Source organism: Enterococcus sp. 3G1_DIV0629 (assembly GCF_002141285.1).
GTDB classification, from domain to species: Bacteria; Bacillota; Bacilli; order Lactobacillales; family Enterococcaceae; genus Enterococcus_B; species Enterococcus_B lactis.
In genome coordinates, this window is record NZ_NGLI01000001.1 from 1,047,702 (window position 1) to 1,073,718 (window position 26,017).

The 26,017-nt window shown below is 37.3% G+C and carries 25 protein-coding genes and 1 pseudogene; 9 read left to right on the forward strand and 17 right to left on the reverse strand.

Going from position 1 to position 26,017, the window contains the following annotated elements; genetic code table 11:
• Window positions 1-21: 21 nt before the first annotated feature.
• The 8 genes from A5816_RS05350 (at window position 22) to A5816_RS05390 (ending at window position 6,806) form a co-directional block, all read left to right on the forward strand.
• On the forward strand, window positions 22-327 hold the full coding sequence (locus A5816_RS05350; protein ID WP_086310900.1) for an rRNA processing protein: 306 nt from the start codon (window positions 22-24) through the stop codon (window positions 325-327).
• 176 nt (window positions 328-503) lie between these two features.
• Window positions 504-2,519, forward strand: a complete 2,016-nt coding sequence (locus A5816_RS05355; protein WP_086310901.1) for a PTS sugar transporter subunit IIA — start codon at window positions 504-506, stop codon at window positions 2,517-2,519.
• A 1-nt stretch (window position 2,520) separates the two neighbouring features.
• Window positions 2,521-2,805 (forward strand): PTS sugar transporter subunit IIB, encoded by a 285-nt coding sequence (locus A5816_RS05360; protein WP_002315031.1) that lies wholly within the window; start codon window positions 2,521-2,523, stop codon window positions 2,803-2,805.
• 25 nt (window positions 2,806-2,830) lie between these two features.
• A complete protein-coding gene (locus A5816_RS05365) occupies window positions 2,831-4,204 on the forward strand; it encodes a PTS ascorbate transporter subunit IIC (RefSeq protein ID WP_086310902.1) in 1,374 nt (457 codons plus the stop codon).
• A gap of 620 nt (window positions 4,205-4,824) precedes the next feature.
• The gene (locus tag A5816_RS05375; protein WP_025478278.1) at window positions 4,825-5,067 is read left to right on the forward strand and encodes a hypothetical protein; all 243 of its coding nucleotides are present in this window, start codon (window positions 4,825-4,827) and stop codon (window positions 5,065-5,067) included.
• A gap of 70 nt (window positions 5,068-5,137) precedes the next feature.
• Window positions 5,138-5,470 carry a hypothetical protein gene (locus tag A5816_RS05380; protein ID WP_002309277.1) on the forward strand — a complete coding sequence of 111 codons (333 nt, stop codon included), beginning with the start codon at window positions 5,138-5,140 and terminating at the stop codon, window positions 5,468-5,470.
• A 25-nt stretch (window positions 5,471-5,495) separates the two neighbouring features.
• A complete protein-coding gene (locus tag A5816_RS05385; RefSeq protein WP_002329193.1) occupies window positions 5,496-5,738 on the forward strand; it encodes a hypothetical protein in 243 nt (80 codons plus the stop codon).
• Window positions 5,739-5,861: 123 nt separating this feature from the next.
• Window positions 5,862-6,806 (forward strand): L-lactate dehydrogenase, encoded by a 945-nt coding sequence (locus A5816_RS05390; protein WP_002400190.1) that lies wholly within the window; start codon window positions 5,862-5,864, stop codon window positions 6,804-6,806.
• Window positions 6,807-7,465: 659 nt separating this feature from the next.
• On the opposite strand, the gene A5816_RS05395 is transcribed toward A5816_RS05390, so the two are convergent.
• The 11 genes from A5816_RS05395 to A5816_RS05445 all read right to left on the reverse strand — a co-directional run bounded on the left by A5816_RS05395 (window position 7,466) and on the right by A5816_RS05445 (window position 17,878).
• Window positions 7,466-7,864: a type II toxin-antitoxin system death-on-curing family toxin gene (locus tag A5816_RS05395; RefSeq protein ID WP_002400189.1), complete on the reverse strand. Its 399-nt coding sequence runs from the start codon at window positions 7,862-7,864 to the stop codon at window positions 7,466-7,468.
• Complete coding sequence (locus tag A5816_RS05400; RefSeq protein ID WP_002289715.1) at window positions 7,861-8,097, reverse strand: AbrB family transcriptional regulator; 237 nt, start codon at window positions 8,095-8,097, stop codon at window positions 7,861-7,863. The genes A5816_RS05395 and A5816_RS05400 overlap by 4 nt, the downstream gene beginning before the upstream one ends.
• Window positions 8,098-8,249: 152 nt before the next feature.
• Window positions 8,250-8,534: a hypothetical protein gene (locus A5816_RS05405; RefSeq protein ID WP_002313773.1), complete on the reverse strand. Its 285-nt coding sequence runs from the start codon at window positions 8,532-8,534 to the stop codon at window positions 8,250-8,252.
• Window positions 8,535-8,704: 170 nt separating this feature from the next.
• A complete protein-coding gene (gene topB / locus A5816_RS05410; protein WP_044146630.1) occupies window positions 8,705-10,933 on the reverse strand; it encodes a type IA DNA topoisomerase in 2,229 nt (742 codons plus the stop codon).
• Between the two features lie 168 nt (window positions 10,934-11,101).
• Window positions 11,102-11,512: a VOC family protein gene (locus A5816_RS05415; protein ID WP_002299733.1), complete on the reverse strand. Its 411-nt coding sequence runs from the start codon at window positions 11,510-11,512 to the stop codon at window positions 11,102-11,104.
• A gap of 118 nt (window positions 11,513-11,630) precedes the next feature.
• A complete protein-coding gene (locus A5816_RS05420; RefSeq protein WP_086310904.1) occupies window positions 11,631-12,794 on the reverse strand; it encodes an LCP family protein in 1,164 nt (387 codons plus the stop codon).
• 177 nt (window positions 12,795-12,971) lie between these two features.
• Window positions 12,972-13,826 (reverse strand): shikimate dehydrogenase, encoded by an 855-nt coding sequence (gene aroE / locus A5816_RS05425; RefSeq protein ID WP_086310905.1) that lies wholly within the window; start codon window positions 13,824-13,826, stop codon window positions 12,972-12,974.
• Window positions 13,827-14,104: 278 nt separating this feature from the next.
• The gene (locus A5816_RS05430; RefSeq protein ID WP_002309294.1) at window positions 14,105-14,875 is read right to left on the reverse strand and encodes an ABC transporter ATP-binding protein; all 771 of its coding nucleotides are present in this window, start codon (window positions 14,873-14,875) and stop codon (window positions 14,105-14,107) included.
• A gap of 2 nt (window positions 14,876-14,877) precedes the next feature.
• Window positions 14,878-15,759 (reverse strand): ABC transporter permease, encoded by an 882-nt coding sequence (locus A5816_RS05435; protein WP_002309295.1) that lies wholly within the window; start codon window positions 15,757-15,759, stop codon window positions 14,878-14,880.
• A complete protein-coding gene (gene trpX, locus A5816_RS05440; RefSeq protein WP_010732636.1) occupies window positions 15,756-16,805 on the reverse strand; it encodes a tryptophan ABC transporter substrate-binding protein in 1,050 nt (349 codons plus the stop codon). Before trpX ends, A5816_RS05435 begins: the two co-directional genes overlap by 4 nt.
• 449 nt (window positions 16,806-17,254) lie before the next feature.
• Entirely contained in the window at window positions 17,255-17,878 is a 624-nt protein-coding gene (locus A5816_RS05445; protein WP_086310906.1) for a hypothetical protein, read from the reverse strand.
• Between the two features lie 189 nt (window positions 17,879-18,067).
• Here A5816_RS05445 and efbA point away from each other — a divergent pair, with 189 nt between their 5' ends.
• Window positions 18,068-19,774: a fibronectin-binding protein EfbA gene (gene efbA / locus A5816_RS05450; RefSeq protein WP_086310907.1), complete on the forward strand. Its 1,707-nt coding sequence runs from the start codon at window positions 18,068-18,070 to the stop codon at window positions 19,772-19,774.
• 181 nt (window positions 19,775-19,955) lie between these two features.
• Here the strand turns inward: efbA and A5816_RS05455 are convergent, their stop codons facing one another.
• The 6 genes and pseudogenes from A5816_RS05455 to A5816_RS05480 all read right to left on the reverse strand — a co-directional run bounded on the left by A5816_RS05455 (window position 19,956) and on the right by A5816_RS05480 (window position 26,003).
• Window positions 19,956-20,858, reverse strand: coding sequence for a LysR family transcriptional regulator (locus tag A5816_RS05455; protein ID WP_002372451.1), 903 nt, complete (start codon window positions 20,856-20,858; stop codon window positions 19,956-19,958).
• A complete protein-coding gene (locus A5816_RS05460; RefSeq protein ID WP_002372449.1) occupies window positions 20,855-21,547 on the reverse strand; it encodes a carbonic anhydrase family protein in 693 nt (230 codons plus the stop codon). The genes A5816_RS05455 and A5816_RS05460 overlap by 4 nt, the downstream gene beginning before the upstream one ends.
• Before the next feature lie 42 nt (window positions 21,548-21,589).
• Entirely contained in the window at window positions 21,590-22,231 is a 642-nt protein-coding gene (locus A5816_RS05465) for a YfbR-like 5'-deoxynucleotidase (protein ID WP_002288886.1), read from the reverse strand.
• A 37-nt stretch (window positions 22,232-22,268) separates the two neighbouring features.
• A pseudogene (locus A5816_RS16650) lies at window positions 22,269-22,519 on the reverse strand (hypothetical protein).
• Window positions 22,520-22,626: 107 nt separating this feature from the next.
• The gene (locus tag A5816_RS05475; RefSeq protein ID WP_086310908.1) at window positions 22,627-23,262 is read right to left on the reverse strand and encodes an HAD family phosphatase; all 636 of its coding nucleotides are present in this window, start codon (window positions 23,260-23,262) and stop codon (window positions 22,627-22,629) included.
• An 11-nt stretch (window positions 23,263-23,273) separates the two neighbouring features.
• Window positions 23,274-26,003 carry a sigma 54-interacting transcriptional regulator gene (locus tag A5816_RS05480; protein ID WP_086311173.1) on the reverse strand — a complete coding sequence of 910 codons (2,730 nt, stop codon included), beginning with the start codon at window positions 26,001-26,003 and terminating at the stop codon, window positions 23,274-23,276.
• Window positions 26,004-26,017: the final 14 nt, after the last annotated feature.

Sequence of the window (26,017 nt, forward strand, 5' to 3'; positions counted from 1 at the left end):
GAATTACTAGGAGGAACCAATATGACAAATTATGATGGTGAAAAACACAAACGATTAAGAGGTTCAATGGCCCCTAAAACGGAAGAGGAAGTAGCTCTAGCAGGTACTAATTCTGGTGAAACAGAAGTTAAAGAAGAATCATTAGCTGGCACAAACTCCGGTGAAACAGAAAACAAAGAAACAGCTTTATCCGGTTCCAATTCTGTAGAAGAAGAATCAGAGTCTAACGAACCTAATCGCTTTGAAAAAGATATCGAAAAAGCGGTTGAAGAGGTCAAAGAAAAATTTGAAGAACTGACTTCAAAAAAGAAACACGATCATCATTGATCGAACGAAATTGATTCATAAAAGCAGGGAGCCATTTGGTCACCTGCTTTTTTTCTGTAACTCGATAGAGGTCGTTTGGTACAGTCGTAAAAAAAATCTAACTGTAAGTTGTACCAAACAACCCTCGATTTAAAAGCGGTATCATACTAGAATACAAATAGGAGGTGAACAGCGCTGTGAACTACAAAATTAGTTATCTCCTGAAAACACCCAGAGAAATCAGTCTAGAAAAAGCAGCCGAGATCATCGAAGTAAATATAGACGAGGCAATCAAACAACTTGCTCCCTTTGCCGAATATATGGATGAGACCCATATCCGTCTGAAAAAATTTCGAGCGATCGACTGGGCAGAAAAATACGTGAATATCACTCGCTTTGAAGCGGTGTACACCGAACAAGAGCGTAGAGATCTTCTTTATTTGATGGTCTATTCGAATACCATACCTATTTCTGTATTTCATTTTCAAGACTTTCTTCAGGTTTCTAAAGGAACAGTCCTATCGGATATCAAAAAAGTAAGAAAGGAATTAGAAGGGGAAGAATGTCAGCTGACATATACTAGAAAAGCAGGCTTTAGGCTACTGGGGTCAGAAGTGATATTGAGAAGGGAAGCAAAAAATCGCACCGCTCATTTAATGCAATCGCTTGCTGGAAGATTTGGTCTCACGTATTTAACCGCAATGCTTTCTCTTGATTGTTATGCAAAAGCCAGAGATTTGTTAGACAACACAATCTCTCTATCAGATCTTCGCTTTGCACCCAATCGAATGGATGAGTTAGCGTATTATTTAAGTTTGACCACTAATCGAATGGGGAAAATATCTGTAGAAAAGGTAAAAGATGCTGAACTTTTAGCTTCTCTTGCAATCAATGACATCAGCCGACAAATATTGACTGGCTTAGGCTATTCCGAATATCTAGAGTCAGAGATTCTATTTTTCTCTCTTTGCTTAGCCTCAATTGTTGAAGGAGATATCCAGGAGCCTGCGCTTGATTTTTTGCTGGGATGTTCTTCAGAAGTCATCCATCGCATGGAATTCCTGATGGCCATAGAATTTGATTCATTTCGTGAATTATTGATGAATGTCTTTTATCACTTGGTACCTGCCTATTTTCGTATCTCTTATTCTTTTTACTTGCCAAATGTGATGATCGATCAAATCAAACATCAATATGCTTCCATCTATGAAATGATAAGAAAAGCATTGCGTCCGTTAGAAAAACGGATAGGAAAGAGCATCCCTGAAGAAGAGGTTGGGTTTTTCACTATACTATTCGGCGGAGAAATAAGAAAAGTAGATGAAGAAGAGAGAAACAGAAAAATAAGAGCCGTGATCGTCTGTCCAAGTGGTATTAGCTCTTCATTGATCTTAAAAAGCGAACTTCAGCAATTATTCCCGATGATCCTTTTTACAGAGACCAATTCAGCTGATCGCTTGCACGAGGTTGATGAAACTTCTTACGATATCGTTTTTTCTACCGTGCCTCTTACGCTTACGAATAAGAAAAAGTCATTGTATGTCCTACAACCAATCATGACTGACTTGGAAAAAAACCAACTAATCAATCAAGTACAAAGAGATTGGCTGATACCAGGATTCTCCATGCCTTCTGCTCAAGAATTGCTAGCTGCGCTACTTCCATATATCGAATTAAAAGAAGGTGTAGATGAAGAAAAGCTCTATCAAGTATTAAATCGTAAAATGAACAAACTTTTAGAAAAGAAGGAGGATCAACGTCCTATGCTATCTGAATTATTAACAGAAGAAATGATCCAATTATCCGATCAACCAAAAAACTGGCAAGAAGCAATCACACTTGCCGCACAGCCACTATTATTAAAGAATAAAATAGAGGAGAGTTATGTCAAAGCGATGATTGAACGGGTGGAGCAGTATGGTGCGTTTATCCACATCGGCGACCACATCGCACTGCCGCATGCTCGTCCGGAAGACGGTGTAAACGAAGTAGGGATGTCTTTGCTGAAACTTCAACAACCAGTTGATCTAATCGATGATCCTACTCATCCCATCAGTTTATTTATCTGTTTAGCCGCTATCGATAACGAGGCACATCTTCGAGCGTTGGCAAATTTAACCAAGCTGCTTTCTAATAAACAAAATCTTCAAGAGCTATTACAAGCCTCAACAAAAGAAGAAATACTAGCAATCATAAAAAAGGGAGACGAATAACATGAAAATTTTTGCAGTGTGTCAAAGTGGATTAGGAACAAGTTTTATGGTAGAGATGAACATCAAACAAGCTCTTGCAGATCTTGGAGCAGATGTGGACGATTTCGAAGTAAGTCATACGGATGTTGGGAGTGTATCTAGCGATATGGCGGATTATTTCTTCATTGAACATTCTTTGAAAGATACACTTACTTCTATACCGGATGAAAAACTCGTGCCGTTGCAATCGATCATCGACAGTGATGAAGTAAAAGAAAAAGTAGGACAAATCTTGTCAAAAGAATAAAAATGATTCAAGGGAGGAAATATCAATGGATAAATTGTTGAATTTGTTTGTTTCAATCGTCAGTCAGCCCTCCATCCTCGTTTCTCTGATTGCACTGCTTGGGCTTGTTCTGCAAAAAAAGAAATTTTCAGAAGTGATCCAAGGAACCATCAAAACATTTGTCGGATTCTTAGTATTGATTGGCGGCGCTGGACTGATCAGTAATTCATTAACCCCTTTCGCTTCGATGTTCCAAACGGCTCTGCATACCCAAGGCGTGGTTCCAAGCAATGAAGCAGTAGTGGCGATTGCTTTACAACAATTCGGGACACCTACTGCCTTGATCATGCTAGTAGGGATGATCGTGAATATTCTACTTGCTCGATTCACAAGATATAAATTTATTTTTCTTACAGGTCAAGCGATGCTTTATGTTTCTTGTCTGACAGCAGTCATTTTAGTAAGCGCTGGATTTACTGCAAATATGTGGATGATCTTATTAGGAGGGATTTTTGAAGGAACACTATTAACTATTACGCCCGCTCTTTGTCAACCATTCATGAAAAACATTACTGGGAATAACCAAGTTGCGCTGGGGCATACCGGCAATATCGGTTACGCGTCTAGCGGGTGGATCGGTAAGTTCTTTGGAAATAAAGACCGCTCTACGGAGGACATAAAGATTCCTAAAAGTTTCAGTTTTTTGCGAGATTCTACTGTATCGATCATGCTCTTGATGTCAATCGTATATGTCGCACTTGCCTTATTAGCAGGTCCTGGATTTGTTGAAAGAGAATTAAGCAATGGAGACAACGCTGTGATCTTTGCATTGATCCAAGCTGGAACATTTACAGCAGGGTTTGTTATCGTCCTTCAAGGGGTTCGGATGGTGTTGGCAGAAATCGTTCCAGCATTCCAAGGAATCGCTAAAAAGCTTGTACCTGATTCTAAACCAGCGTTAGATGTCCCTATCGTTTTTCCATATGCACCTAATGCTGTATTGATTGGCTTTTTTGTCAGCTTCTTTGTAGGAACGCTATCGATGTTTGCCATGATAGGCTTACAGACTACAGTCATCATCCCTGGAGTAGTTGGCCATTTCTTCTGCGGAGCTGCTTCTGGTGTTTTCGGCAACTCGACTGGCGGTAGAAGAGGGGCGGTATTAGGTTCTGCTTTCAATAGCTTATTGATTAGTTGGTTGCCATTATTTATCCTTCCGGTATTAGGAGATCTTAAAATCGCTTCTTCTACATTTGCCGATACTGATTATCTAGTACCAGGACTTGTACTTGGGAAACTAGGAGAATACGGTCAAATGGCATTGACAGTCGGAATCATCGCTTTCTTTTTACTTGTCGTATTATCTAGCTTTCTTTTTGCCGGAAAAAGAACAAACATTGTTTCTAAAGAACAGAATTAAGCAAGTTTCAAAATAAAAACTGCTTGGACAATATCAGAAGACGATTTAATGTTTTCTGATATGTCGCAAGCAGTTTTTTGTTTTATGCATTTATTGAAAGACTTATCCGTGTATTAACTAAACTCAAACATTAGAAGAAGAAAAAAGTTGATGGCACCATATAGGAGATAAGTTGCTATAAATAGATGTTTTAGTAGTGGCTGTTTCCACTTTTGCCTTCTTTTCATTTGATAAATACTCACTAGTAAGCATACAGTGATGATAGATACGCTGATCTTTCTAACTTGGAAGATTAGCGTCCATAGATGGGAATCCATTGTTAATTGGACACGTGGCAGAAAAAAATAGAGTACACTCAAAAAGACATACTTTATCCAAGATGAACCATTGGACTTATTCTTCATAGTATTCACTCATTTCAATAGATTAGTCAGACAGATAGACTTTTGTTTGGTACATCTCATAAGGTATATCCGATACTAGTGTACTCATTTCTTATCTTTCAATAAACATATAGAAGGAACAGTTTTTTCATAAATAAGAAAAAGCAGTTCCTTTTTTAAACTTCTTTTATTGTATCCTTTAGATAATGTGATTGAAGAAGGGAGGAGGAGATGAAAATGGTAAAGGCTTGGTTGAGTGGTTTAGCTGCTTACAGCGTTGTTGGACAAACTGATTTATTTTCTGCGTTCGCTATGTACTTGTCTAAGTATCGTTTTGTGTTATTAGGTGCTCTTTTTTTCGTGATTCTATTAACTGTTCTGTTGAGCAAAAAGATGTCCGCAAGTTCAAGTACGAAGAGTAAAGTACCTGGTAATAAGGGTTTTCAGAAGCAGCAGCAATATAAAAACTATCGTAAGTGATATTTTCTATCTCTTTAAAGAAATCAAAGGATGATACGGCAACTATTTACTATTTACAATGAGGTGAAGCATGGGAAATTTTGCATTTATCATAACTTTTTTAAGCGAATTTGCTGTCTTAGCACAAAATGAAGGAACTGGTATTTTTGCCACCTTCGTTGCTATGTATCTCATCCGATACGGATTGTCCACGTTTTTTGCCGTCTATCTGTTCATTTTTATCGTCAAACAGTTCTATGAATATCTAAAAGGCACCAGTATACGAAAAAACAAACGCCGATTTAAAAGACAGTTAGCTGCATCCTATAAAATACAAAAGAAAACGATCCAAGAAAATTACGAAAAAGGATTGACTGATACGGATAAAGTAAAGAAAAACGTTTATAATAAAACAAAACTTTAGATGGGACAATGAGGGAGCAGAGCAAATGGATATAGGGATTTCAATCGTAAATGAAGGGATATTGATTTTAGGTGCGATTGGCTTTTTATTATGGTTAATTATTTTTGGCTTGGTTTTATTTTCAGTTCTAAAGCGTACAAGGAAAAAGTATAGCTTTGATAAAGGCGGAGCTAAAGTAGCTCCATTAGTGATAGCGTTAGTACTTTTAGTTGTGTTAGCAGGGTACATGGGTGTAATCGTTTATCAGTTATCTGTTGTACGTATTTAGGAATTCGTTTCCATCAAAAATTATAATAACAACTATTATAATTAACATATTGATAAAATGAATAAACAAGACTATAATTTCCATGAAAGTAACAAATAGTTATGAAAAAGGAGCTGTTTATTCATGAAAAAAACAAGTCGTAAAGTAGTAATCGTCGGTACAGGTTTTGTTGGAACAAGTATCGCTTATGCAATGATCAACCAAGGAATCTCTAATGAATTAGTCTTGATCGATGTGAACCAAGAAAAAGCAGAAGGGGAAGCACTGGATCTATTAGATGGTATGGCTTGGGGCGATGAAAACGTTGCTGTATGGTCAGGCGGTTATGAAGAATGTAAAGATGCAGATATCGTTGTTATCACAGCTGGTATCAACCAAAAACCTGGTCAATCTCGTTTAGATTTAGTTAAGACAAATGCGTCAATCATGCGCCAAATCGTCAAAGAAATCATGGGCTCAGGATTCGACGGAATTATCGTTGTTGCTTCAAACCCAGTAGATATTTTAACATATATCGCTTGGAACGAATCAGGCCTGCCAACATCACGTGTTATCGGTACTGGTACAACATTGGATACAACTCGTTTCCGTAAAGAAATCGCATTGAAATTAAAAGTAGACCCACGTAGCGTTCACGGCTATATCTTAGGTGAACATGGTGATTCAGAAGTTGCTGCATGGTCACATACAACTGTTGGTGGTAAACCAGTTTTTGAAATCGTAGAAAAAGATCATCGTATCGCTAAAGACGAATTAGATGTAATTGCTGATAAAGTTCGTAATGCTGCTTATGAGATCATTGATCGTAAAAAAGCAACTTATTATGGTATTGGTATGAGTACTGCACGTATCGTAAAAGCTATCTTGAATAACGAACAAGCTGTATTGCCTGTATCTGCTTACTTAACTGGTGAATACGACGAAAAAGATATCTTTACAGGTGTGCCATCAATCGTTGACGAAAATGGTGTTCGTGAAGTTGTTGAATTATCCATCAACGAAGAAGAAAAAGCAATGTTCAGCAAATCAACAAGTGCTTTAAGAGAAGTATTGAACACTGTATTATAAGAAATAATGAGTAAGAACTAAAAAGTCAAAACCTGCTTAACAGCTGAAATATCTGTTAAGCAGGTTTTTTATTGATATCTATAGGTAAGCAAATAAACAGAATGATTATAATTGATCCGGTCGAAAATGATCCATACGTATGAAATGTAATCTGCTGATTAAATAATCGAATCGATATCAATGACAACTAAAACTTAAGTAAATGATTTATCTATGTGATTAAAAATCCTTCAGTGATGGCAAACACAAATACAGTGAGTCATAATCTGATGAACTGTATAAAGAAAATGGTTTTTATCATTTAATTAAACGTTAAAAAAGTAAGAAAAACTGCAAAATTTTTTTATAATTTTGCACAAGTAGATTTTGATGGAAAAATGACGATTTTTGATAAAAAACAGTTCGAGAGAGGTTTATTATTTTTTGAATCTACTTTGTATAATATATATTATGTAAACTAAAATATATAAAAAATCAATCCACTAGTTCTAAACCACTATTTCCTACTATTCACTCTTTTGTATTCCTTTTAAATCAATTATTTCAAAATTAATCTATATTTTTATGAAAAAACTATTTTGTATGAACAACCATACAAAAAATCAGCATATTCTTTAATGACATGCTGATCTAATTGAGAAATAAAGTTTTTAATTCGTTCATTTTATTGCGGTTTGTCGTAAATAATTGGTTATCTTGGACTTTAGTGAATCGAAATCCAATGAACTAGTGGTAATCATTATGATAAAATCAACAGCTTCTTGACGAGAAAAAGCAACTGGACAATTATTCAATTGAAGAAACAACAACATGGCAACAAGAGCCGTTCGTTTATTGCCATTATGAAAAGGATGTTTTTTAGCTAAATTAATTGCTAAAATCGCTGCTTTTTCATAGACTTCGGGATAGAGTTCTTGATTAAATACTGCTTGTGAAGGCTGTTTAACAGCCATATCTAATGCATTGGCATCTTTTACACCAATCATTTCGCCTGGTGAGTAACGTAAAATAACTTTTGCGTTGATTTTGATAATTTCTTTAGTCGAAAGATACCTCATAAATCAACCAAATCTTTTAACGCGTCTTCATATTGATTCATGATCGAATCAACTAATGAATCAATATCAGGTTCTTCTTGTGCTTTGATCATTCGTACAGAACCATCAGATTGAAAAACATAACTGATTGCGTCACCAGTCTGCACTCCCATGAATTCTTTTACTTCTGGTGGGATAGTTGTTACATCGCTATTGCCGGATTTTCTAATTTTATACTTTTTCATTTTTTTCATATTTCGCCACCCTCTATACCGTTCTATAGTAAGTACATTATATCCAAGTATATACATTTAATCAATGTATATACTATTGTTTTGCTTTTTCTTACGAAAAAATGGTAAAGAAAAAGTTTGTGACATGACTTTTGTCACAAACTCTCGTATTCTTAACCAAAATATTGATGGAATACTTGTGTAATAACTGGTAGGAAATAAATAATAATCATAGCCCCTACCACCATCAACAATTGTTTACGCTGTTTCTTTCGCTTCAACATGCTTGTCGTTTTATGAAAAAAATAAGTAGCGCTTTTAGCTCCTGCAGTCAAAGTCGATAAAATCAACGTTGGTGAATATGCTGTTTGATTGTGCGTCAATGACAACAACTTCGTCCCGTAATCAGGATACTTTAGAAATGCTTGGTACACAGCCACAATCGTGATTGCTCCCATAAGATAATTTAAAAATGAATGCACTTTTTTCAAATAAAAAAACTCCTTGCTATCTATATAAAATCAGCCTACCCTAACTTTTTTGCTTGATTGACTGATATTTTTTAGTTTTATTAGTATTTATATTCTCACTTTTCGGAATAAATATTCTGCTATTTCATTGTTTTCATTTACTCTACTTCGTTTTCATTATTTTTTCTTGATGTTTCTTTGTTTCCATCAACTGCTTTTGTTCCACTGTTTTCGATCCAAGGAAAAGAAAAACCAATCGTCATATCTTCTTTTAATACTAAAACTGCATCGAATTTTCCTTTTTTACCAGTAAAACCTTTGACAACTTTACTTGTCTTTCCTTTTGAAAGCAAATCTCTGAGATTCGTTTTAGTCAGCTTCTTTTTAGCTACTGTTGGCCACAATTTGAAGTCGCATTCCGGGTTCAAGCATGTAGCGATTTTAGGATAAAGCATGACTGTCCCTTTTTTACATTTTGGACATCTTCCTAATTGATCGTTTTTCTTCTCCATCGCTTTTATCTGGCGTGTTCCGCTGATCTCATCTGAAAAATCTACCTTATCGATTTGATTAGGTACTTCTGTCAATAAATGTAGGATGAATTTTTTGATGTTCTCTAAAAAAACAGATGGCGTCCCTTCTTGGTTACCAATTTTTCTCAAGTATCCTTCCCAGCGTGCAGTCATTTCTGCACTTGTCAGCAATGGTTCATTAGCTACTGCCTTACAAAGAGTGATTCCTTTTGGCGTAACGATTATTTCGTTTTTATTGACTTCGATGTAATGTTTCTGCTTAAGATTTTCAATGATATTGGCCCGTGTAGCTTCTGTTCCTATTCCTTCTACTTCTTTGAGGATTTCTTGCGCTTCATCATTATCCAGCGTTTTTCCCGCAGTTTTCATTGCTGTGATCAACGTTCCTTCGGTATAGGGTTTCGGAGGTTGTGTTTCTTTCTCCATACTTTTCAGCTCTACTTCTGCTTCTTCATTTTCTACGATAAGAGGAAGAGTCTGAGCTTCTTTCTTTTTTGACTTGATGCGCAAGATTTCCTGCCACCCTTGCTGTAATGGGATCTTTCCGATGCTTTTTAGCTTTAATTGCTGTACACCTGTCATTACAGTCGTCTCTTCATAAATATAATCTGCGGCAAACATAGCCACAGTGGTACGTAAGACTTGCAAATAGATTGCTTGCTGTAATTTAGATAGCTTCGCAAAGCGTGCAGGAGTCGGAATCGTCTTTGTCGGAATGATTGCGTGATGTTCTTGAACTTTTTTCGCATCGACATACCGTTTCTTTGCTCTGATCTCAGTTGTCTGTACTTCTTCTATTCCTAAAAACTTTTTATAGTTTTGCAGATGTTTAACCAGATACTGATGCTCATTTTCTGTGATGTAAAAGGAATCCGTTCTTGGATAGCTTAGAAACTTGCTTTCATACAGTCCTTGAGCAGCATCAAGTGTGGCTTTAGCACTTGCTTTCATTAGCTGATTCATCTTTGTCTGCAAACTAGATAGCGAAAATAAACGTGGGCTATGCAACCTCTTTTCCTTTTTCATAACTTCAAGAATCCGTCCGTTTTGCTTACCTAAATGCGCTCCGAGTCTCTCTATTTCCTTCGTTAACTCTTCTTGGGTTTTAAATGCTTTTTTTGGTACGATTTTTCCAGAAAACTGTCCTTTGTTTGTCGTAATTAAACCTTCTCCTTCAAAGTAGGTTTCTTTTTTGAAGTGTTTGATTTCTTCTTGCAGCTGATAAATCATATAGAGTGTCGGCGTTTGTACACGACCAAGAGAAAAACTGCCATCAATCCCTTTTCGTTGAAGCAGTAAGCTATATAATGGGCTTCCGTTCATTCCAATCAGCCAATCAGCATTCTGCCTTGCTTGCGCTTCTTTATATTTTGGAAAATAGTTCTTTCCAGGTTGGAGATTCTTAAAGCCTTCATATATTGCTTCTTTTTCAAGAGAATTGATCCATAAACGTAAATAGTTCTTTTCCTTAGAAAATGCGTTTGCTTGTCGAATAATCGACCACGCGATGGCTTCACCTTCTCGATCACCATCTGTTGCAATAATGATGGTATCGGCTGACTGCAATTCTCGTTTTACGATCGAAAATTGTGCACGTTTGTCCATTGGAACTTCGTAACGGAAGGTTTCTGGGAAAATAGGCAAATTTTCTAAAGACCATTTTGCCCAACGCTCTTCATAAGCTCCTGGAGCAACCATATCTACCAAATGTCCAAAACCATAAGTGATGGTTACTTCACCAGCAAACAATGGATCGCTGATTTCATAATACCCTTCATGCCGCTTTCGCTGTTGGAAGGTTTCGGCATAGGCTTTTGCTTGTGAAGGTTTTTCAGCTAGTATCACCGTCTTCATCTTCTGACCTCCGTTACTTGATTTTTTGCGGACTTCTCTATTATGGAACATATTTTCGCATCTGGCAATAAAAAAAGATACCGTATAGTCGAAATAGGCACAAAAAACATCAAGCAAACAAACGATGTCCGTTTGCTGCTTGATGTTTCTAGAAAATATCTTTAGCTGTCACTCTTGGTTAATCTGCCAGTTGATGCCAAATCGATCAGTTACCATCCCATACAACTGAGCCCACGGAACAGCATCCAGCGGCATCTCAATCTTACCACCCTCAGCTAAGCTTTCAAATAGACGCTTCGTTTCTTCTTCATTTCTTGTCTGGATGACTAAAGAAACATTATTTCCAACAACTAATTCAGGACCAATTCCTTCTGGCGTATCTGCAAACATAACTAATGTATCATAAATGTTCAACCGTGCATTCGTGATTAGATTTTTTGCTTCTTCTGGCAAGTTCATTTGTTCTATTCCAGGCATTTCACCGTATGTGGTGATACCTGATGCTTCAGTCTCAAAAACTTTTTCATAAAAAGCGATGGCTTCACGAGACTCATTTTTGAAGTTCAGATAGATATCCAATGAAAACAGCTCCTTTCTTGGTTATAATCTACCATAAGAAAGCGTTTTTTACGAGTGAATCGTTTGATTGATTCATGACAAAAGCCTTGCCCTAGCTTCTTCTTGATCTTTTTTATGATCATTTATTCAAAAAATCTGTAATAGCAGATTGATTCATTTGATTATCAATTTCAAGAATACTTCCAGCATAATCACTTTGCCCATAATTCCACGAACCGTCTACTGGCACACTTATTCGATCAATGCCACCAGCTCCTCGTGCAATCGAAAAGAGGTTTTTCGTCAGGAACCAAGCAGTGACATCTGTGGATGTATACCCTAAAGCTTTACCAGCTGCATAAGGTGCACGGATCAGATTCAATGGATTCTTCAATTGGCTGAAAATAGCATTCATTACTTGTTGTTGGCGTCTGACACGGCCAAAGTCTCCTTCTTCATCCATTCGGAAACGTGCATATTGCAAAAGAACATGTCCATCCATCTTCTGGATCCCTTTTTTAATATCTACACCATCCAGATTCAGATCTTTTTCTGCATCGATCTTCACTCCGTTCATGAATAAGGCATCGATCACTTTTTCAAACGATTTGAAATCGACTTTCGCATAGTATTGACAATCGATTCCAAAATTTTCTACTAAAGTTTGACGCACTAGATCGGCTCCTCCGTATGCATAAGCTGAATTGATCTTATTTTGTCCTACCCCTGGGATCGTAACGAAGCTGTCACGCATAAAAGAAATCAGTTTCGGCTTATGGGAAGGACCATCCAACTGTAAGACCATGATCGTATCGGCTCGCCCGGCATCTTCTCCGCGTGTATCACTCCCAAGAATCAAAATATTATGCGCACCATTCGTCGCTTTTTGCCCATGAAAGGTTTCTGAAGTCGCTGCCTCTAAGCTCGTGTCATGTTCAGCTACATATTTACCAATAAAAAATGAGATTCCTGAATAAAGGATCAAAACAAGCAAAATCGATAGAATGATTTTTTTCCACGATCGCTTTCTTCGAGGCTTCAATGGTTTGTTCTTCTTTTGCCGATTGAAAAATTTTTTATTTTTTTGTTGTTCTTCTGCTCTTGGTGCATCTCTATATATCTGTTGTTCGTGTTGGTTCAAATGTTCAAATGAGTGCTGCTCTCTTTCATAAATACGGGTAGCCTCTTCCTCGTTTTCCATACGCGTTTGTTTTCGTTCTCTTCTAGCAAAAATACTCCCCGTATCCCGCTTCAGAGGTTTCGCCTTCTTATGGATGTCCTTATAGCGATCCATCCGACTCATTGTGGTTCCTCCTCGTTTCTTACTGATAAATAAAGGATACGATAACCAATCGACAAAAGCCTATCATTTTTTGATAATTTAATAAAAAATAACGAAATAAATGCTTCGATACATAAAGGATTACTTTTCTTGAGACCGTTTATGCGAGAATAAAAAATCTTTATCTATTATCCTTCTTTAATCAAACAGCTTTTCAATCACATGGATCGGCATCTTTTCCTTTGTCCATAATTCAAACGCGATTGCTCCTTGGTAGATCAACATGCCAAGTCCATTGTATCCTTTTGCTCCTACTTTTTTTGCTTCTTTTAATAAACGTGTTTCTCTAGGTGCATAAATCAAATCAAAAACCGCTAGATTCTCATGCATCATGCTTATATCTAAGAGCGGTGACTGATTGATTTTCTTTCCCATCCCGATATCTGTTGCATTGACTAGAAGGCTGCTTTCTTTCAAGTCTTTTCTTAATTGATCCGTATCGGCAAAGTCACGAACTTTTATCTTACAAGAAGTTCGATAGCTGAGTTGTTCGAATGTTTCTTTTACTTGAGCGAATGTTTGGTTGTTTCGTTTATAAACTACGATTTCCTCAGCGCCGTCTAACGCTGCTTGAACAGTGACTGCCTTTGCTGCACCTCCAGCGCCCAGTAGAGTCATTTTTTTCTTTTCGATCGAAACCCCAGCTTCTTGCACGGATTGCATGAAGCCCGCACCATCGGTATTATAGCCAATCAAACGACCCTTTTCGTGCACGATCGTATTCACTGCTCCGATCAATTGTGCTTCCTGACTTACCTCATCCAGGTAAGGAATAACCGCTGTTTTATTCGGCATCGAAAGGTTTACACCTAACATATCAAAAGTTCGAATACTTTCGACTGCTTGCTTCAAATTCATTGGATTTACTTTGAAAGCTAAATACACCGCATCGATATCGTTTGCTTCAAAAGCAGTATTGTGCATCAATGGAGATAAACTGTGAGAAGCTGGATCAGCAAAGAGCCCAGCTAATTTGGTTTTTCCAGAAATCATCTTATTCCTCCTTTGTTCTTACTTCAATAAAAAAAGCCACTTAGCGTTTGTTACGAAAAAGTACGAAACGTCTAGGTGGCAAAGTAGCAAATTCTTTTCTCATCGTTCACTTGTCAGAGCAAAGAATATTCTATTTAATTGTTAAAATCATTGACTACGCGATCCTACAAAACACCCATATATGTTCAATTGTTTATTGTTTTAAGTATAGGATGAATCAAAGGAAGATGTCAATGAGTTTTCAAGTCCTTCTACTGGAAGGAGACTTTCTGTCGAAATCAATCCACTACTTCTTCAAAGAATTGCAAAAGGTCGCCCATTGTCAAATGTTGCTTTTCTTTTTCAGAAAGATCCTGAACGATTTTTCCTTTTTGAAGTACGATCAGACGATTTCCGTATTTCAAAGCGTCTTCCATTCGATGCGTGATCATGAGACAAGTCAATTTTTGTTCATTGATCCGCTGATTGGTTAACTGCATTAATGCTTTAGCTGTTTTAGGATCTAAAGCGGCAGTATGTTCATCTAATAACAGTAATTCAGGAGCCGTGATCGTCGCCATCAGCAAACTTAATGCTTGGCGTTGACCGCCAGATAATTCCCCTGCTGGAGTATCCAAATGTTGTTCTAGGCCATTACCGACTTCTTGACATAGTCTGAAAAAATCTTCTTTTTGATTTTTCAAGTTACGTAAACGGAATTTCCGCTTTTGCCCTCTTTTTTGTGCAAGCAGCAGATTTTCTGCTACAGTCATCCGGGGTGCCGTTCCCATCTTAGGGTCTTGGAAAACCCGAGAAAGGAATCGTGCTCTTTTTTCTTCTGAATCTTTTGTGATCAGCTGATCTTTAAAAGAGATCGATCCTTGACTGAGTTGAAGCGTACCAGCGATTGTATTGAACAGTGTGCTTTTTCCAGCACCATTCCCGCCAAGGACAGTGATGAAGTCTCCTTCTCTGATTGTAAGGTTGATTTCATCCAATAGTACTTTCTCTTCATTCATTCCATTGTTTACGACTTTTCTGCCATTTTTGATTGTCAATATATCTGTCATTACTATGCCTCCTTCTCAAAACCCGTTTTTAAGTTCAGTGCTTTCTTCAATTGCGGGATCATCAGACAAATAGCTAAGATGATAGCGGAGAACAACTTCAGATAAGTCGTGTCAAACCCTAGTTTGATTACTACTAAAATCAATAGCTGATAAATGATACTGCCGACAACAATAGCAATCAATCTTTCTGCTAGCGTCAATTCTTGGAAGATCACTTCACCGATGATGATGGAAGCAAGACCGATGACGATTACGCCAATCCCTTTATTTACATCTGCATATCCGTCGTTCTGGGCAATCAGCGCACCGGATAATGCAATGACACCGTTCGACAAAGTTAAACCTAAAATTTTCATACGATCGGTTTTTATCCCTAACGACCGAGCCATCGTTTCGTTGTCTCCTGTCGCGATATAGCCTTGACCTAAATCTGTATTGAAGAAGAATAGCAGGACAGCAATCAAGATGCCCAAAGAGATGAAGCCAAGAAGGACTGTGTCAAAGTAATCAGGTAACCCAAAGCGATGGAAGCTGTCTTGTAGAATCGGATGATTCAATAAAGAAAGATTTGGTGTTCGCATCACAAACAAAATAACTGAGTTCAATCCTGACATCACTAAAATCCCTGCTAGAATAACCGGTATCTTTCCTTTTGTATAAAGTAACCCTGTAATGAGTCCTGCTACCATACCAGCGCCTACGCCCAATAACGTAGCTAAAATCGGTGCTACCCCATGAGTAATAGCTGTCACACAGACAGCAGCACCTAATGGGAAGGACCCTTCTGTCGTCATATCAGGAAAATCTAAGATCCGATAGGTCATGAAAATCCCTAATCCTAATATTGCCCAAAGCATGCCTTGTGAAATAGCTGATACGATCATTTGTCATCCTCCTTAGATGTTTCTTGTTGCGACTCATCTGTAATGATTTTGGCTTTTTCTTTCATCGATTGAGGAATAGTGATTCCTAAGCGATCAGCCTGAGATTGATTGATCACTGTATCCCCTTGATCAAACGTATAAACAGGCGTCGTTTCCGGTTTTTCTTTTCCGCTCGCAAGTTCTGCCGCCATCTTACCGCTTTGAAGCCCTAATTGATATTGATTGATCCCGATTGTAGCTAGTCCGCCTTGTTCTACCATTGTATCAACAGAAGGAATGACGGGGATATTTGCTTTATTCGCTTCTTTCACCACTGTCTGCATCGCATTGGCAATCGTATTGTCTAATGGAACATAGATAAAATCGACTTGTCGGCTCATCACTTGTACCGTTTGTGCAATCTCATTAGTGGAAGGCACCGCATATTTTACTGCTTCTAACCCTTCTTTTTTTGCAGCTTCTTCCGCTTGTGCGACTTGGTATTTTGAATTATCTTCCGAAGAAGCATACAAGATCCCGACTTTTTTTGCATTTGGCAACAAATCAGAAGCAAGCTTGATTTGTGAAGCAACAGGTGGCTGATCAGAAACACCTGTCACGTTTCCACCAGGCTTCTCTAAAGAAGCAACTAATCCAGCCCCCACAGGATCCGTTACAGCACCTAATACAACGGGGATCGACGAAGTCGTGTTTGCTAATGATTGAGCAGCAGGCGTTGCGATTCCGATCAAAACATCAGGATCGGATTGTACTAGCTGTTGACTCATTGTGGCTAGCTTGCTCTGATCGGCTTGTCCATTTTGAAATTTGATTTCAAGATTTTCTCCTTCTTTTAATCCTTCTTCTTTCAGACCATCTTTGATCCCTCGATAAATCTCATCTAATGCCGGATGGCTCACATATTGCAATACCCCGACAACTGTTGTTTTCTTTGTCTGGTTCGTCGAAGTACTTTCTTTTTCTCCTGAGGCTTTTCCATAAATAAATGCACCAGCTAAATAAACTAAAATAATTACTACAACTGTTATTAAACGTTTGTTTTTCATTTTTTTCCTCCTGCAAAGTCAATCTTTTTATTTATTATAATCAGGCAAGTATCCAGTCTACAAAAAAAGACAATGGCCAAAACGGTCATTGTCTTTACACAAAAAACCGCATAGATAGGATCTATGCGGCAGTCAATGTTCATGTCTAGCATAGATACAAGCTTTAGAAATGCACTCTAAAAAGTTGTATCTATGGGAAAGTTTCACCATTAATACAACTTATCTACGCCAGCTGCGCCAATTTTTTTTGTTCTCTGCTGAAATACGTTTTGATAAGTTCATTACAGGTCACCCTTTCCTTAAGAATTGATTTAAGTCTAATCGAATTTTTGAATTTCGTCAACTATATTTTTCATTTTTTTCATTTGTTATTTTGAAGATCAAACATCACTTGTTCTGATAATTAAAAATAGCGCTATATAGACCCACTATTTCATCACGCTAACGACTCAATTAGCAGTCTCGGCGTTTGGGGAAGCTGTTCCTGTTCTATCCATTTCTTCTTCTAATTGTTTGATATTGGCTAACGGTAGTCGATTCAGCTCAGGGATCAACTCCTTATCAAAATCAGTTATTCCTCCCTTACCCGCAGTTATCCGATTTGCTTCTTTTCCTCCATCAAAGAAAATAAATGTCACTTCATCCGTTCGTATGTTATATTTTTGTTCCAGTTCATGTACATCATAAACGATCGGATAATAAAAGATCGGTCGATTCAATTCTTCCATAAGCTCAGGATCATTAAAGACATCCAGCATATCCTGATAGGTTTTCCCGTTCGGTTTGCTGAACATCACCGATATCGCTCGGCTTTGTTTGATTTTCTGATCCGCTTGGCTGTAATCAAAAGGTTTTAATTTGCTGGTTGGTATAGATGAATAAACAAGACTATTTACTTGCTCTTCTCGGATTTTTTCCGGCAACAAAAACATCGCAATTGTTAACAGCAATGATAAGATGAGCAGAAACACAAGACGTCGAAAATACTTACTTGGATTTTCTGCGAATGACACTGAGAAATGCTCATTCATTTCTTGTACTCTCGATTTAACTGCTTCCCAAATAACAAACACCTTCTTTTCTACTTTTTCTCCTATTTTTTATTATACCTAAAAATTTGGATTTCAACGATAGAAACACTGTTTTTTATGTAATTAGTCCAAGTTTTTTCTAGACTTTTGCTTCACTATTCGGACAAATTGGTTTTTCTTCTTTTTTTCGTTATAATGAACATACTTATGAAAAGAAATGAGGAATGAACCATGTCCTTTGATGGTGTATTTACCCATGCGATGGTCAACGAATTGCGTGAAACGTTACTATCTGGTCGGATCTCGAAAATCCATCAGCCTTATGAAAATGAAATCGTGCTGGTGATTCGTTCACGCGGCAAAAACCATCGATTATTATTATCTGCGCACCCTAGTTATGCTCGTGTACAGATTACCCAAATCGATTATCAGAATCCTGATAATCCACCTAACTTCGTGATGATGCTTCGAAAATATTTGGATGGTGCTATTTTAGAAAACATCGAACAAATCGAAAACGATCGAGTGATCCATTTTCACTTTGCTAAGCGCAACGAGTTGGGCGATCTACAGAATATCATATTGATCGTTGAATTAATGGGGCGTCATAGTACAATCGTCTTAGTTAATCAAGAAACTGGGAAAATATTGGACGCGATCAAACACATCGGAAGCTCTCAAAACACTTATCGTTCTTTGCTTCCCGGCGTAGAATACATTGCTCCGCCAAAACAAGAGGTCTTGAATCCATTTAGCTCCGATAAAGAAAAAATCTTTCAGCGACTTTCTCAAACTGAACTAGAACCAAAAGCAATCCAACATCAGTTTCAGGGAATCGGTTTCGATACTGCTCAAGAGCTGACCAAGAGATTGCTTGAACGTCCTAATGAAAAAATGGTTGTTTGGGACGAATTTTTCTCATCGATCATCAATCACCCAGTTCCTACTTTTTACGAAACGACAAATAAAGATTTCTTTACGCCAATTGTTTACCAAGTATTTTCCGAACAAGCATCTGCTGTGACAACTTATCCAACACTCAGTCAATTATTAGATAGCTATTATCATGAAAAAGCGGAGAAAGATCGAGCAAAACAACAAGGCGGAGAACTGATCCGAAAAATCGAAAATGAACTAAAACGAAATAAAAATAAATTGAAAAAACGTGAACAAACACTCAAAGAATCCGAAAACGCTGAGAATTACCGTAGGGATGGCGAACTACTTACTACTTTTCTGGCACAAGTACCACGTGGCGCAAAAGAAGTTGTTTTACCTAATTATTATGAAGAAGATCGGCCAATCAAAATAGCATTAGATCCGGCGCTGACGCCAAATCAAAATGCACAGAAATATTTCCATCGATACCAAAAGCTGAAGAACGCCGTTAAGTTGATTGGCGAACAAATCCAAGAAGCCAAAGATGAAATCCAATATCTTGAATCTGTCTTGTCTCAACTGGAAATTGCCGGTCCGATGGATATCGAAGCAATCAAAGAAGAATTGACTGCTGAGGGCTATTTGAAAAAGAAGACACAGAAAAAACAAAAGAAAAAGAAACCTTCTCAGCCTGATCAATACTTTTCTTCTGACGGAACGCTCATTCTTGTCGGTAAAAACAATCTTCAAAATGACCAGCTGACAATGAAAACAGCTAAGAAAACCGACTATTGGCTCCATGCAAAGAATATCCCTGGTTCGCACGTCATCATCAAAAGTGATCAGCCTTCAGATGAAACAATTACCGAAGCTGCCGAATTAGCTGCCTATTTTTCAAAATATCGATATTCTGCCCAAGTACCAGTTGATCTTGTACAGGTGAAGCATATCCGCAAGCCAAATGGTGCCAAACCTGGTTACGTCATTTATGAAAATCAGAAAACAGTCATCGTGACACCAGAAGAAGAGAAAATTATAGCTATGAAACAAAACGGGTAATGAATGTATTTTCTTAGAATCATATTTTCGTACTTTTTCATAAAAGCAATCAGTTATAGATTGCTTTCTATAAAAAGAGGGGTTGTGACAAAATTCATGTCACAACCCCTTATTTCGAATAAACTGTTTTGTTTGGCTGTTCTTTCTACTTAATATCAGTCAGATGTTCCGTCTACTTTTCTTAATTCTGTTGGTCCAGTAACCGAGTAAGCTCTTTGATAAATCTTTGAGCGATTTCACTGAGCGGGCGCTTTGCCGAATAAATGATATAAAATTCATTTAGTTCGCCTTCTGCTAAAGGAATTAACCGCAAGTGCTCACGAATTCCTCCAATCACAATACCAGACCCTGAAGCGTACGCATCAGTTTCAAGAACGATATTCATCAAAGTCCCTCGGTCACTGGTATAGATCACTGTTTCTTGATCAGGAATCTCGATAAGGTCTTCATAAAAATACGGAAAATTATTTCCATCCTGTGTAAAACGAACTTGAGGATAAGATAACAATTCTTCTTTTGTGATCTCTGCGTGTGTAGCTAGCGGATGTCCATGCCTTAAAAAAATGTGTGTTTTAAATTTTCCAATGCTGCGGCCACTTAGTTCTCCTTGTTGCAAATATCTTCTGATACCAGCTTGATTATGCTCGTTCATATAAATAATGCCGATTTCACTGTGCTGCTCTTTGACTTCTTCGATTACTCTCGCCGTCGTCGTCTCCATGATCCGAAATTGTTTGATTTCATCTTTGAATTCCTCGAGTAGCTGTGCGGTCAAAGGACCTAAGAAATCATAATGCTGGGCAGCGATTGAAAAATTCTCTCTCTTTTCACTCGTTAGATAGTGACTTTCTAATGTATCAAGCTGAACCAAGATTTTTTCGGCACGATTTAAGAAGTCTTGTCCTTCTTCTGTTAAATATGCACCTCGATTCGTTCGAGTAAACAGCGTGATCCCTAACTCGGTCTCTAATTCTTTGATACCAGCTGAAAGACTTGGTTGTGAAACAAACATTTTCTTTGCAGCTTCTCTGAAACTACCATTGTTTGCCACAGCGACCACATATTTCATTTGTTGAATATTCATTGCTCAAACTCCTCAAAATAATAAATTTCTCTTCCATTCAAGGGTTGAATTGGTCGGTTGTTCGGCTGTGCATACTGCCCTTTGAAGGGTAGAAGAAACTCTTGGTTCAATTTTCCTACATGATCCATCACAAACCATTGGATTGGCCCGCTGGTAGGTGGAGTTGTCAATGAACCTACATAATGAAAATGGCTTTTTTTCTCTGGAAAGAAGACATCCGGATTTACCCAGTGTTCATGTTTTTCTAAATTCCATCTCTCTCCGTTTTCTTGATCATAAAACCAACCTTCCTGTTCCATTAACTGATACATGACTCCCACGACCAGATTCTCTTTTTTGCTGTTCATATGAACAAAATGAAACTCAATATCTTCCTGGTTCCCGTCGATGATATGTTCAGATGGTAAGTGGAAATGAATATCTGTCAAATAATAGCGTTCTTTCTTGAACTCTACATAACTGAGTTGATCAAAAGGTACTAAATGAATCGTATTTTTGAATTCCTTGTCAGTAAAGCGTTGCTTTTGATAATGAAACGAAAGTGTATCTCCTTTCGTTTTTATTTCTTCACCTTTTGTTAAATGAATAGGTGACTGCAACGGAAATTCCGCACCTCTCGCAAACCAATCACATAAATTCGCCCAATTTTCCGGACCTCTGTCTCCAGAATAGCCCCATTCGACATCCATATTCTTTTTCAACTATACTTCCCCCTGCATCTCATATCGTTTTTATTTTTCTTCTTTCTTTACAATCGTTGAGACGGTTTCTAAAAACGCCTCTTTTCCATAAAATTCCTGGTTCAATAGTTCCGGAAATATCTCTTTAAAGAAATACTGAACAGAAGGCCGATGTTCAAAGCTTTTGATAGTCGTCACTGCCTCAATGAACATCTCCTTGTAAACTTTTTCTGGATTATTTTTGATGATTTCATCAAAAGACTCATAAAGAAGGTCAACCTTATCTGAAATGGCTAATAGTTCTCCTTCTACGGTTTCATCTTTTCCTTCGAACAACCGACGGCGATACACTTCTTGGAACTCAGCTGGAATCTCTTGGTTGATGAATTCGTCCGTCATCTTTTCTTCAACTGTTTGCAGCATCCCTCTTAATTCTTTGCTTGCATATTTCACTGGTGTTTTGATATCACCAATAAAACGTTCTGTGTAGTCATGATTCAATGATTTTTCATAGAGCAGTTTCCAATCGATTGGCTGCCCATTTGCTTCTTCAATATCTCCCAGAACTTGCGCAATAGATGCTACACGATACGAATGTGCTGCAACTGTATGCTCTGTATATTTAAAAAAACCAGGTGCTCTTGTGATCGTCTCTAAATTGTTCAATCCTAAAATAAATTCATTCAATCCCATAAAAGTTACCTCCCTTTGAGATTTCTTTTTCCGAATATCATATCATTAAATAACTGACATTCGCAACATTTCCGCTCTTTTCCATTTTCGCAACAGTCCGCTTACCAAAAAATAGGGAAAATCTCGATAGAATAGAGTCAGAGAAGAGATTATTCTCTTCTCTCTGCTAACCAGTCTTAGCAAAATAAATTTTGCAAAAATCAAAAACTGATCACGATAGAAATTTCTTTTCATACCTGATGAAAAGATGCTTCTCGCAATCAGTTTTTGGACTGTTTTTATATTGATTGATAGCCACTTTTTCTCTCAATCAATTAATTAATTATCTGTTCAAGAATCTTAATCAAGAATTTCACGAAGTTCCGGGGCATTTAAATCTTTTTCAGATAGTTAAATCAATCTATATCGTAAGTTTCGATTATTTTGATGATATCATTCAACTCATCAATCACGATATCTGCTTGTGTCTGATCAAGGGGCAGATCTTGCTTTAATGCAATCGTATATAAATTAGCTGCTTTTGCTGATGCAATACCAACAGGAGAATCTTCTACTGCGATGCAATGTCTACGCTCCAATGCATTTACTGCGATTTGATAAATTTCTGGATGTGGTTTGCTTTGAGATAGCTTTTCCCCTGAAATGACAAAATCGAAGTAAGCTGCTAAAGCATTCTGTGTCAGCATTTTGTCGATTTCTCTTTGCGGAGAAGAAGAAGCAAGAGCAATTTTGATACTTTTCTTTTTTAAATAATCCAAGATGTCTTCCGCACCCTTTCGCAGTGCTATTTTAAAGTCAATAGGATGTTTTTCCCGGTACTTAAGGTATTCTTTTCTAAGATCAGCTCGTTGGTCTTTTTCTGAGACCAATACTTCCCAAATCCCATTTTCTGTCAGTCCAACGAAATCCAACTTATTCGTCGAACCTGGTAGGATGTTTTTTTCTTTGAAAAATTGCATACGTCGATCAAAATAAAAGTTTTCTGAGTCAATTAAGACACCATCCATATCAAAAATCATGCCTAAATTCACAAACCTTCCTCCTATCCATAAATAATTTCATGAATCAATCGTAATTCCAATGTGGAAATCTTGATAGTATACTCACTCTCTATCTCGAAAAAGGCACGATGAATCTGTTCCATTTCTGCACCTGCTTGAGTCGTATATTCCTCTATATCTTCTTGTTCATCCACACTTTCTTTCCTTAAAATTCGTTCAATCATACAGCAGCAATGCAGGTATAGTAAAAACAACTTACTATTAGATAGAGTAATCTCTAAGGTTTCTTCAGCTTCGGATACAGCACTTTGCACTAAACGCAACAGTTTAGTTGCGTCCAAAATCGTTAAATTCTCGATGATTTTATTAATTGAAAAGCTGAACATCAGCTGTTCTTTTAAATCTTTATCACGTATGTCAAAATAATCTTGTAGAATTGAAATGAACTTCTCAACATCTTCACCGTTAATTAAATGATCAAGACCAATATAAGGAACCTGTTCGATTTTGGGATCTTCTGTTCCTACAATCATCAATACTTCATATATATGGAAAGGATCCTCATACATTTTATTTTTTTGCAATTTTTTGTAATCATACGGAATAATCGTCAATTCTTTGCAATGATTTTCTAAACAAGATTCCAAAATCTCTTGTATTTGAGTAGCTGAACCTATTCCAGTGTAACAGCAAGTTAAGATTGCCTGTGTTTTTTCTTTTTTTGGTAGAATTAGCTGTTTTTTTACTTTGTTTTCTATATCTATTTTTTGGCTGATTTCTGCGATAGACATTTGTCTTTGAATCAACTGCCCAATCTCCAATACAAGAGGCGTAGAGACATAATCGATAATCAGCAGTGGTCCACGTATTTTATCTGCTAGCTTTTTTCCGATTTCGTTCAACGACCCCATATCTACTAATAAAATCAACCCGGCGTCCGTTTGATGATCATTGATAAAGCGAATAACTTGTTCTTCTACTTTAGCTAACGTGATATTGATTGGCATATCATAAGCTTGAAAGATATTCTGCTTCAGCATCCGATTGCCTACGTTCGCCATACTGCTAGCAGTAGAATAACCATGAGCTAAAATGACACTCTTGATTTTCTTTTCTCCTAGCGTGATCTGCAGCCCATGAAAATAAAAGGAAATAAAAATCAAATCTTCCTCTTTAAAATCTTGATCTAATTGTCGAGAAATATGTCCTAGTACTTTTTTAGCATACCAATAAGAAGTATCTATGGAACTCGAAACCAATTCTAACAACTTGTCTTTGACACTTTGCCATTCATGGTTTTCTGCAATCATATCTGTGTTGTTTTTATGGTAGAGATACTGGGCTAGGGCAATCACACGATTACCATCTTGTTCCAATCCGTAGTTTTCATGCATCCATTCAAAAGTTTCTCGTATCTGATAGGTTAGTACAGAATAAAATGATTCTTCTTTCGAATAACTATCTTTAAAAATAAACTCGTCCATCAAATGATTGATTCGATTTACCGTATGATCAATAAAATTTTTAATCATTAATTCTTGCTTTTCAACTTTTTGATACATTTGCACTATTTTTTCAAATAACTGCCTGATCTGCCTGACTTCTGAAGATTCTAAAAAGACTTGATTAGCTGTATGTGGCAAATATTGGCGGTCTGGTAAAGCTTTGATTGTTTTTTTCAGCTGCTCTTTTAGCTGCATTGTATTTTCAGTTGGAAGATCCTTCAAACGAACTCGAATAGACAGACTATTTTGATTTTTGGCGTACGCACTACCGCAGACATATTTCACGATGTTCTTTATCTTCCCTACATTGCCTTCTAAGTCACTATTAAGCAAAAAGTCCACTAGTTGATAACTTACATCGATGCGTTTTGACAAAATATTCGCTTCATTGATAAAAAATGTGTCTATCAGTTGCATACGCTCTGATTGCGGGCGACGTTCATAATTCGGCAACATGACAATCACTGGCAAACGGCGAATAAAGGTCGGCAAAAATGTTTGATAGACATTCTCAGTTGTTGCAAATATCATACGGACGTTTGCTTTATGTCTGATTGCATTGTCCCCCATCGGTGAAATTTCTCCTGTATCCATAAATGTAAAAAGCTTTTCTTGCCCTTCATCACTTAAGCGGTGTACCTCATCCAAAAATAATACGCCATTATCAGCTTTTTCTATCAATCCAATATGTTCTTTTTCCGCTCCAGTAAATGCTCCTTTGACATGACCAAACAAAGCAGAAGACAAGAGTTCAGGATTGTTGAAATATTGGGCACAATTATAAGAGATAAACGGAGCATCTTTTGGGATGACCTTTTCTGCTACAGCATATTCATAGATTTTTTCTGCTAAAAATGTTTTCCCTGAACCGCTATTGCCTGATAAAAGAATAGGCAACCCATTCCCAGGATAAAGTACTGCTGTCTTTATTTGATCAACTACTTCTCTTAAGCTGCCATTTGCTCCAATCACCGTTTCTAATGCATTGGCTTTTTCTGCTGCAAATAAGTCTTCCCAAGTTTCATATTCAGATTCTCTGTGGAAAATGCCAAGTTCAGCTAAAGTTTCAACATGTAAAAAAGAGACGGGGTAACTCTTGACCTTGACCAATACTCCTTCTTTCATTCCTTGATTTAAGTAGAAACTTGTTGTACTGCGATTCAAACCGACATTTTCGCTAATTGATAAAGCTGAAAAATCTTCTGCATGATGCTCACTATAATTTTTTGTCAGCTCTTTTAAATATTTTTCTACTTTTTTATTCATGATCAACACCACCC

What these genes read in the sequence shown, in the direction of transcription:
- A5816_RS05385 (WP_002329193.1), top strand. Translation starts at nt 5,496, where the DNA reads ATGGATATAGGGATTTCAATCGTAAATGAAGGGATATTGATTTTAGGT.
- A5816_RS05360 (WP_002315031.1), top strand. Translation starts at nt 2,521, where the DNA reads ATGAAAATTTTTGCAGTGTGTCAAAGTGGATTAGGAACAAGTTTTATG.
- aroE (WP_086310905.1), bottom strand. Translation starts at nt 13,826, where the DNA reads ATGATTTCTGGAAAAACCAAATTAGCTGGGCTCTTTGCTGATCCAGCT.
- A5816_RS05465 (WP_002288886.1), bottom strand. Translation starts at nt 22,231, where the DNA reads ATGGGATTGAATGAATTTATTTTAGGATTGAACAATTTAGAGACGATC.
- A5816_RS05460 (WP_002372449.1), bottom strand. Translation starts at nt 21,547, where the DNA reads ATGGATGTCGAATGGGGCTATTCTGGAGACAGAGGTCCGGAAAATTGG.
- A5816_RS05395 (WP_002400189.1), bottom strand. Translation starts at nt 7,864, where the DNA reads ATGAGGTATCTTTCGACTAAAGAAATTATCAAAATCAACGCAAAAGTT.
- A5816_RS05365 (WP_086310902.1), top strand. Translation starts at nt 2,831, where the DNA reads ATGGATAAATTGTTGAATTTGTTTGTTTCAATCGTCAGTCAGCCCTCC.
- topB (WP_044146630.1), bottom strand. Translation starts at nt 10,933, where the DNA reads ATGAAGACGGTGATACTAGCTGAAAAACCTTCACAAGCAAAAGCCTAT.
- efbA (WP_086310907.1), top strand. Translation starts at nt 18,068, where the DNA reads ATGTCCTTTGATGGTGTATTTACCCATGCGATGGTCAACGAATTGCGT.
- A5816_RS05455 (WP_002372451.1), bottom strand. Translation starts at nt 20,858, where the DNA reads ATGAATATTCAACAAATGAAATATGTGGTCGCTGTGGCAAACAATGGT.
- A5816_RS05400 (WP_002289715.1), bottom strand. Translation starts at nt 8,097, where the DNA reads ATGAAAAAAATGAAAAAGTATAAAATTAGAAAATCCGGCAATAGCGAT.
- A5816_RS05435 (WP_002309295.1), bottom strand. Translation starts at nt 15,759, where the DNA reads ATGATCGTATCAGCTATTTCACAAGGCATGCTTTGGGCAATATTAGGA.
- trpX (WP_010732636.1), bottom strand. Translation starts at nt 16,805, where the DNA reads ATGAAAAACAAACGTTTAATAACAGTTGTAGTAATTATTTTAGTTTAT.
- A5816_RS05480 (WP_086311173.1), bottom strand. Translation starts at nt 26,003, where the DNA reads ATGAATAAAAAAGTAGAAAAATATTTAAAAGAGCTGACAAAAAATTAT.
- A5816_RS05380 (WP_002309277.1), top strand. Translation starts at nt 5,138, where the DNA reads ATGGGAAATTTTGCATTTATCATAACTTTTTTAAGCGAATTTGCTGTC.
- A5816_RS05350 (WP_086310900.1), top strand. Translation starts at nt 22, where the DNA reads ATGACAAATTATGATGGTGAAAAACACAAACGATTAAGAGGTTCAATG.
- A5816_RS05430 (WP_002309294.1), bottom strand. Translation starts at nt 14,875, where the DNA reads ATGACAGATATATTGACAATCAAAAATGGCAGAAAAGTCGTAAACAAT.
- A5816_RS05375 (WP_025478278.1), top strand. Translation starts at nt 4,825, where the DNA reads ATGGTAAAGGCTTGGTTGAGTGGTTTAGCTGCTTACAGCGTTGTTGGA.
- A5816_RS05405 (WP_002313773.1), bottom strand. Translation starts at nt 8,534, where the DNA reads ATGGGAGCAATCACGATTGTGGCTGTGTACCAAGCATTTCTAAAGTAT.
- A5816_RS05390 (WP_002400190.1), top strand. Translation starts at nt 5,862, where the DNA reads ATGAAAAAAACAAGTCGTAAAGTAGTAATCGTCGGTACAGGTTTTGTT.
- A5816_RS05420 (WP_086310904.1), bottom strand. Translation starts at nt 12,794, where the DNA reads ATGAGTCGGATGGATCGCTATAAGGACATCCATAAGAAGGCGAAACCT.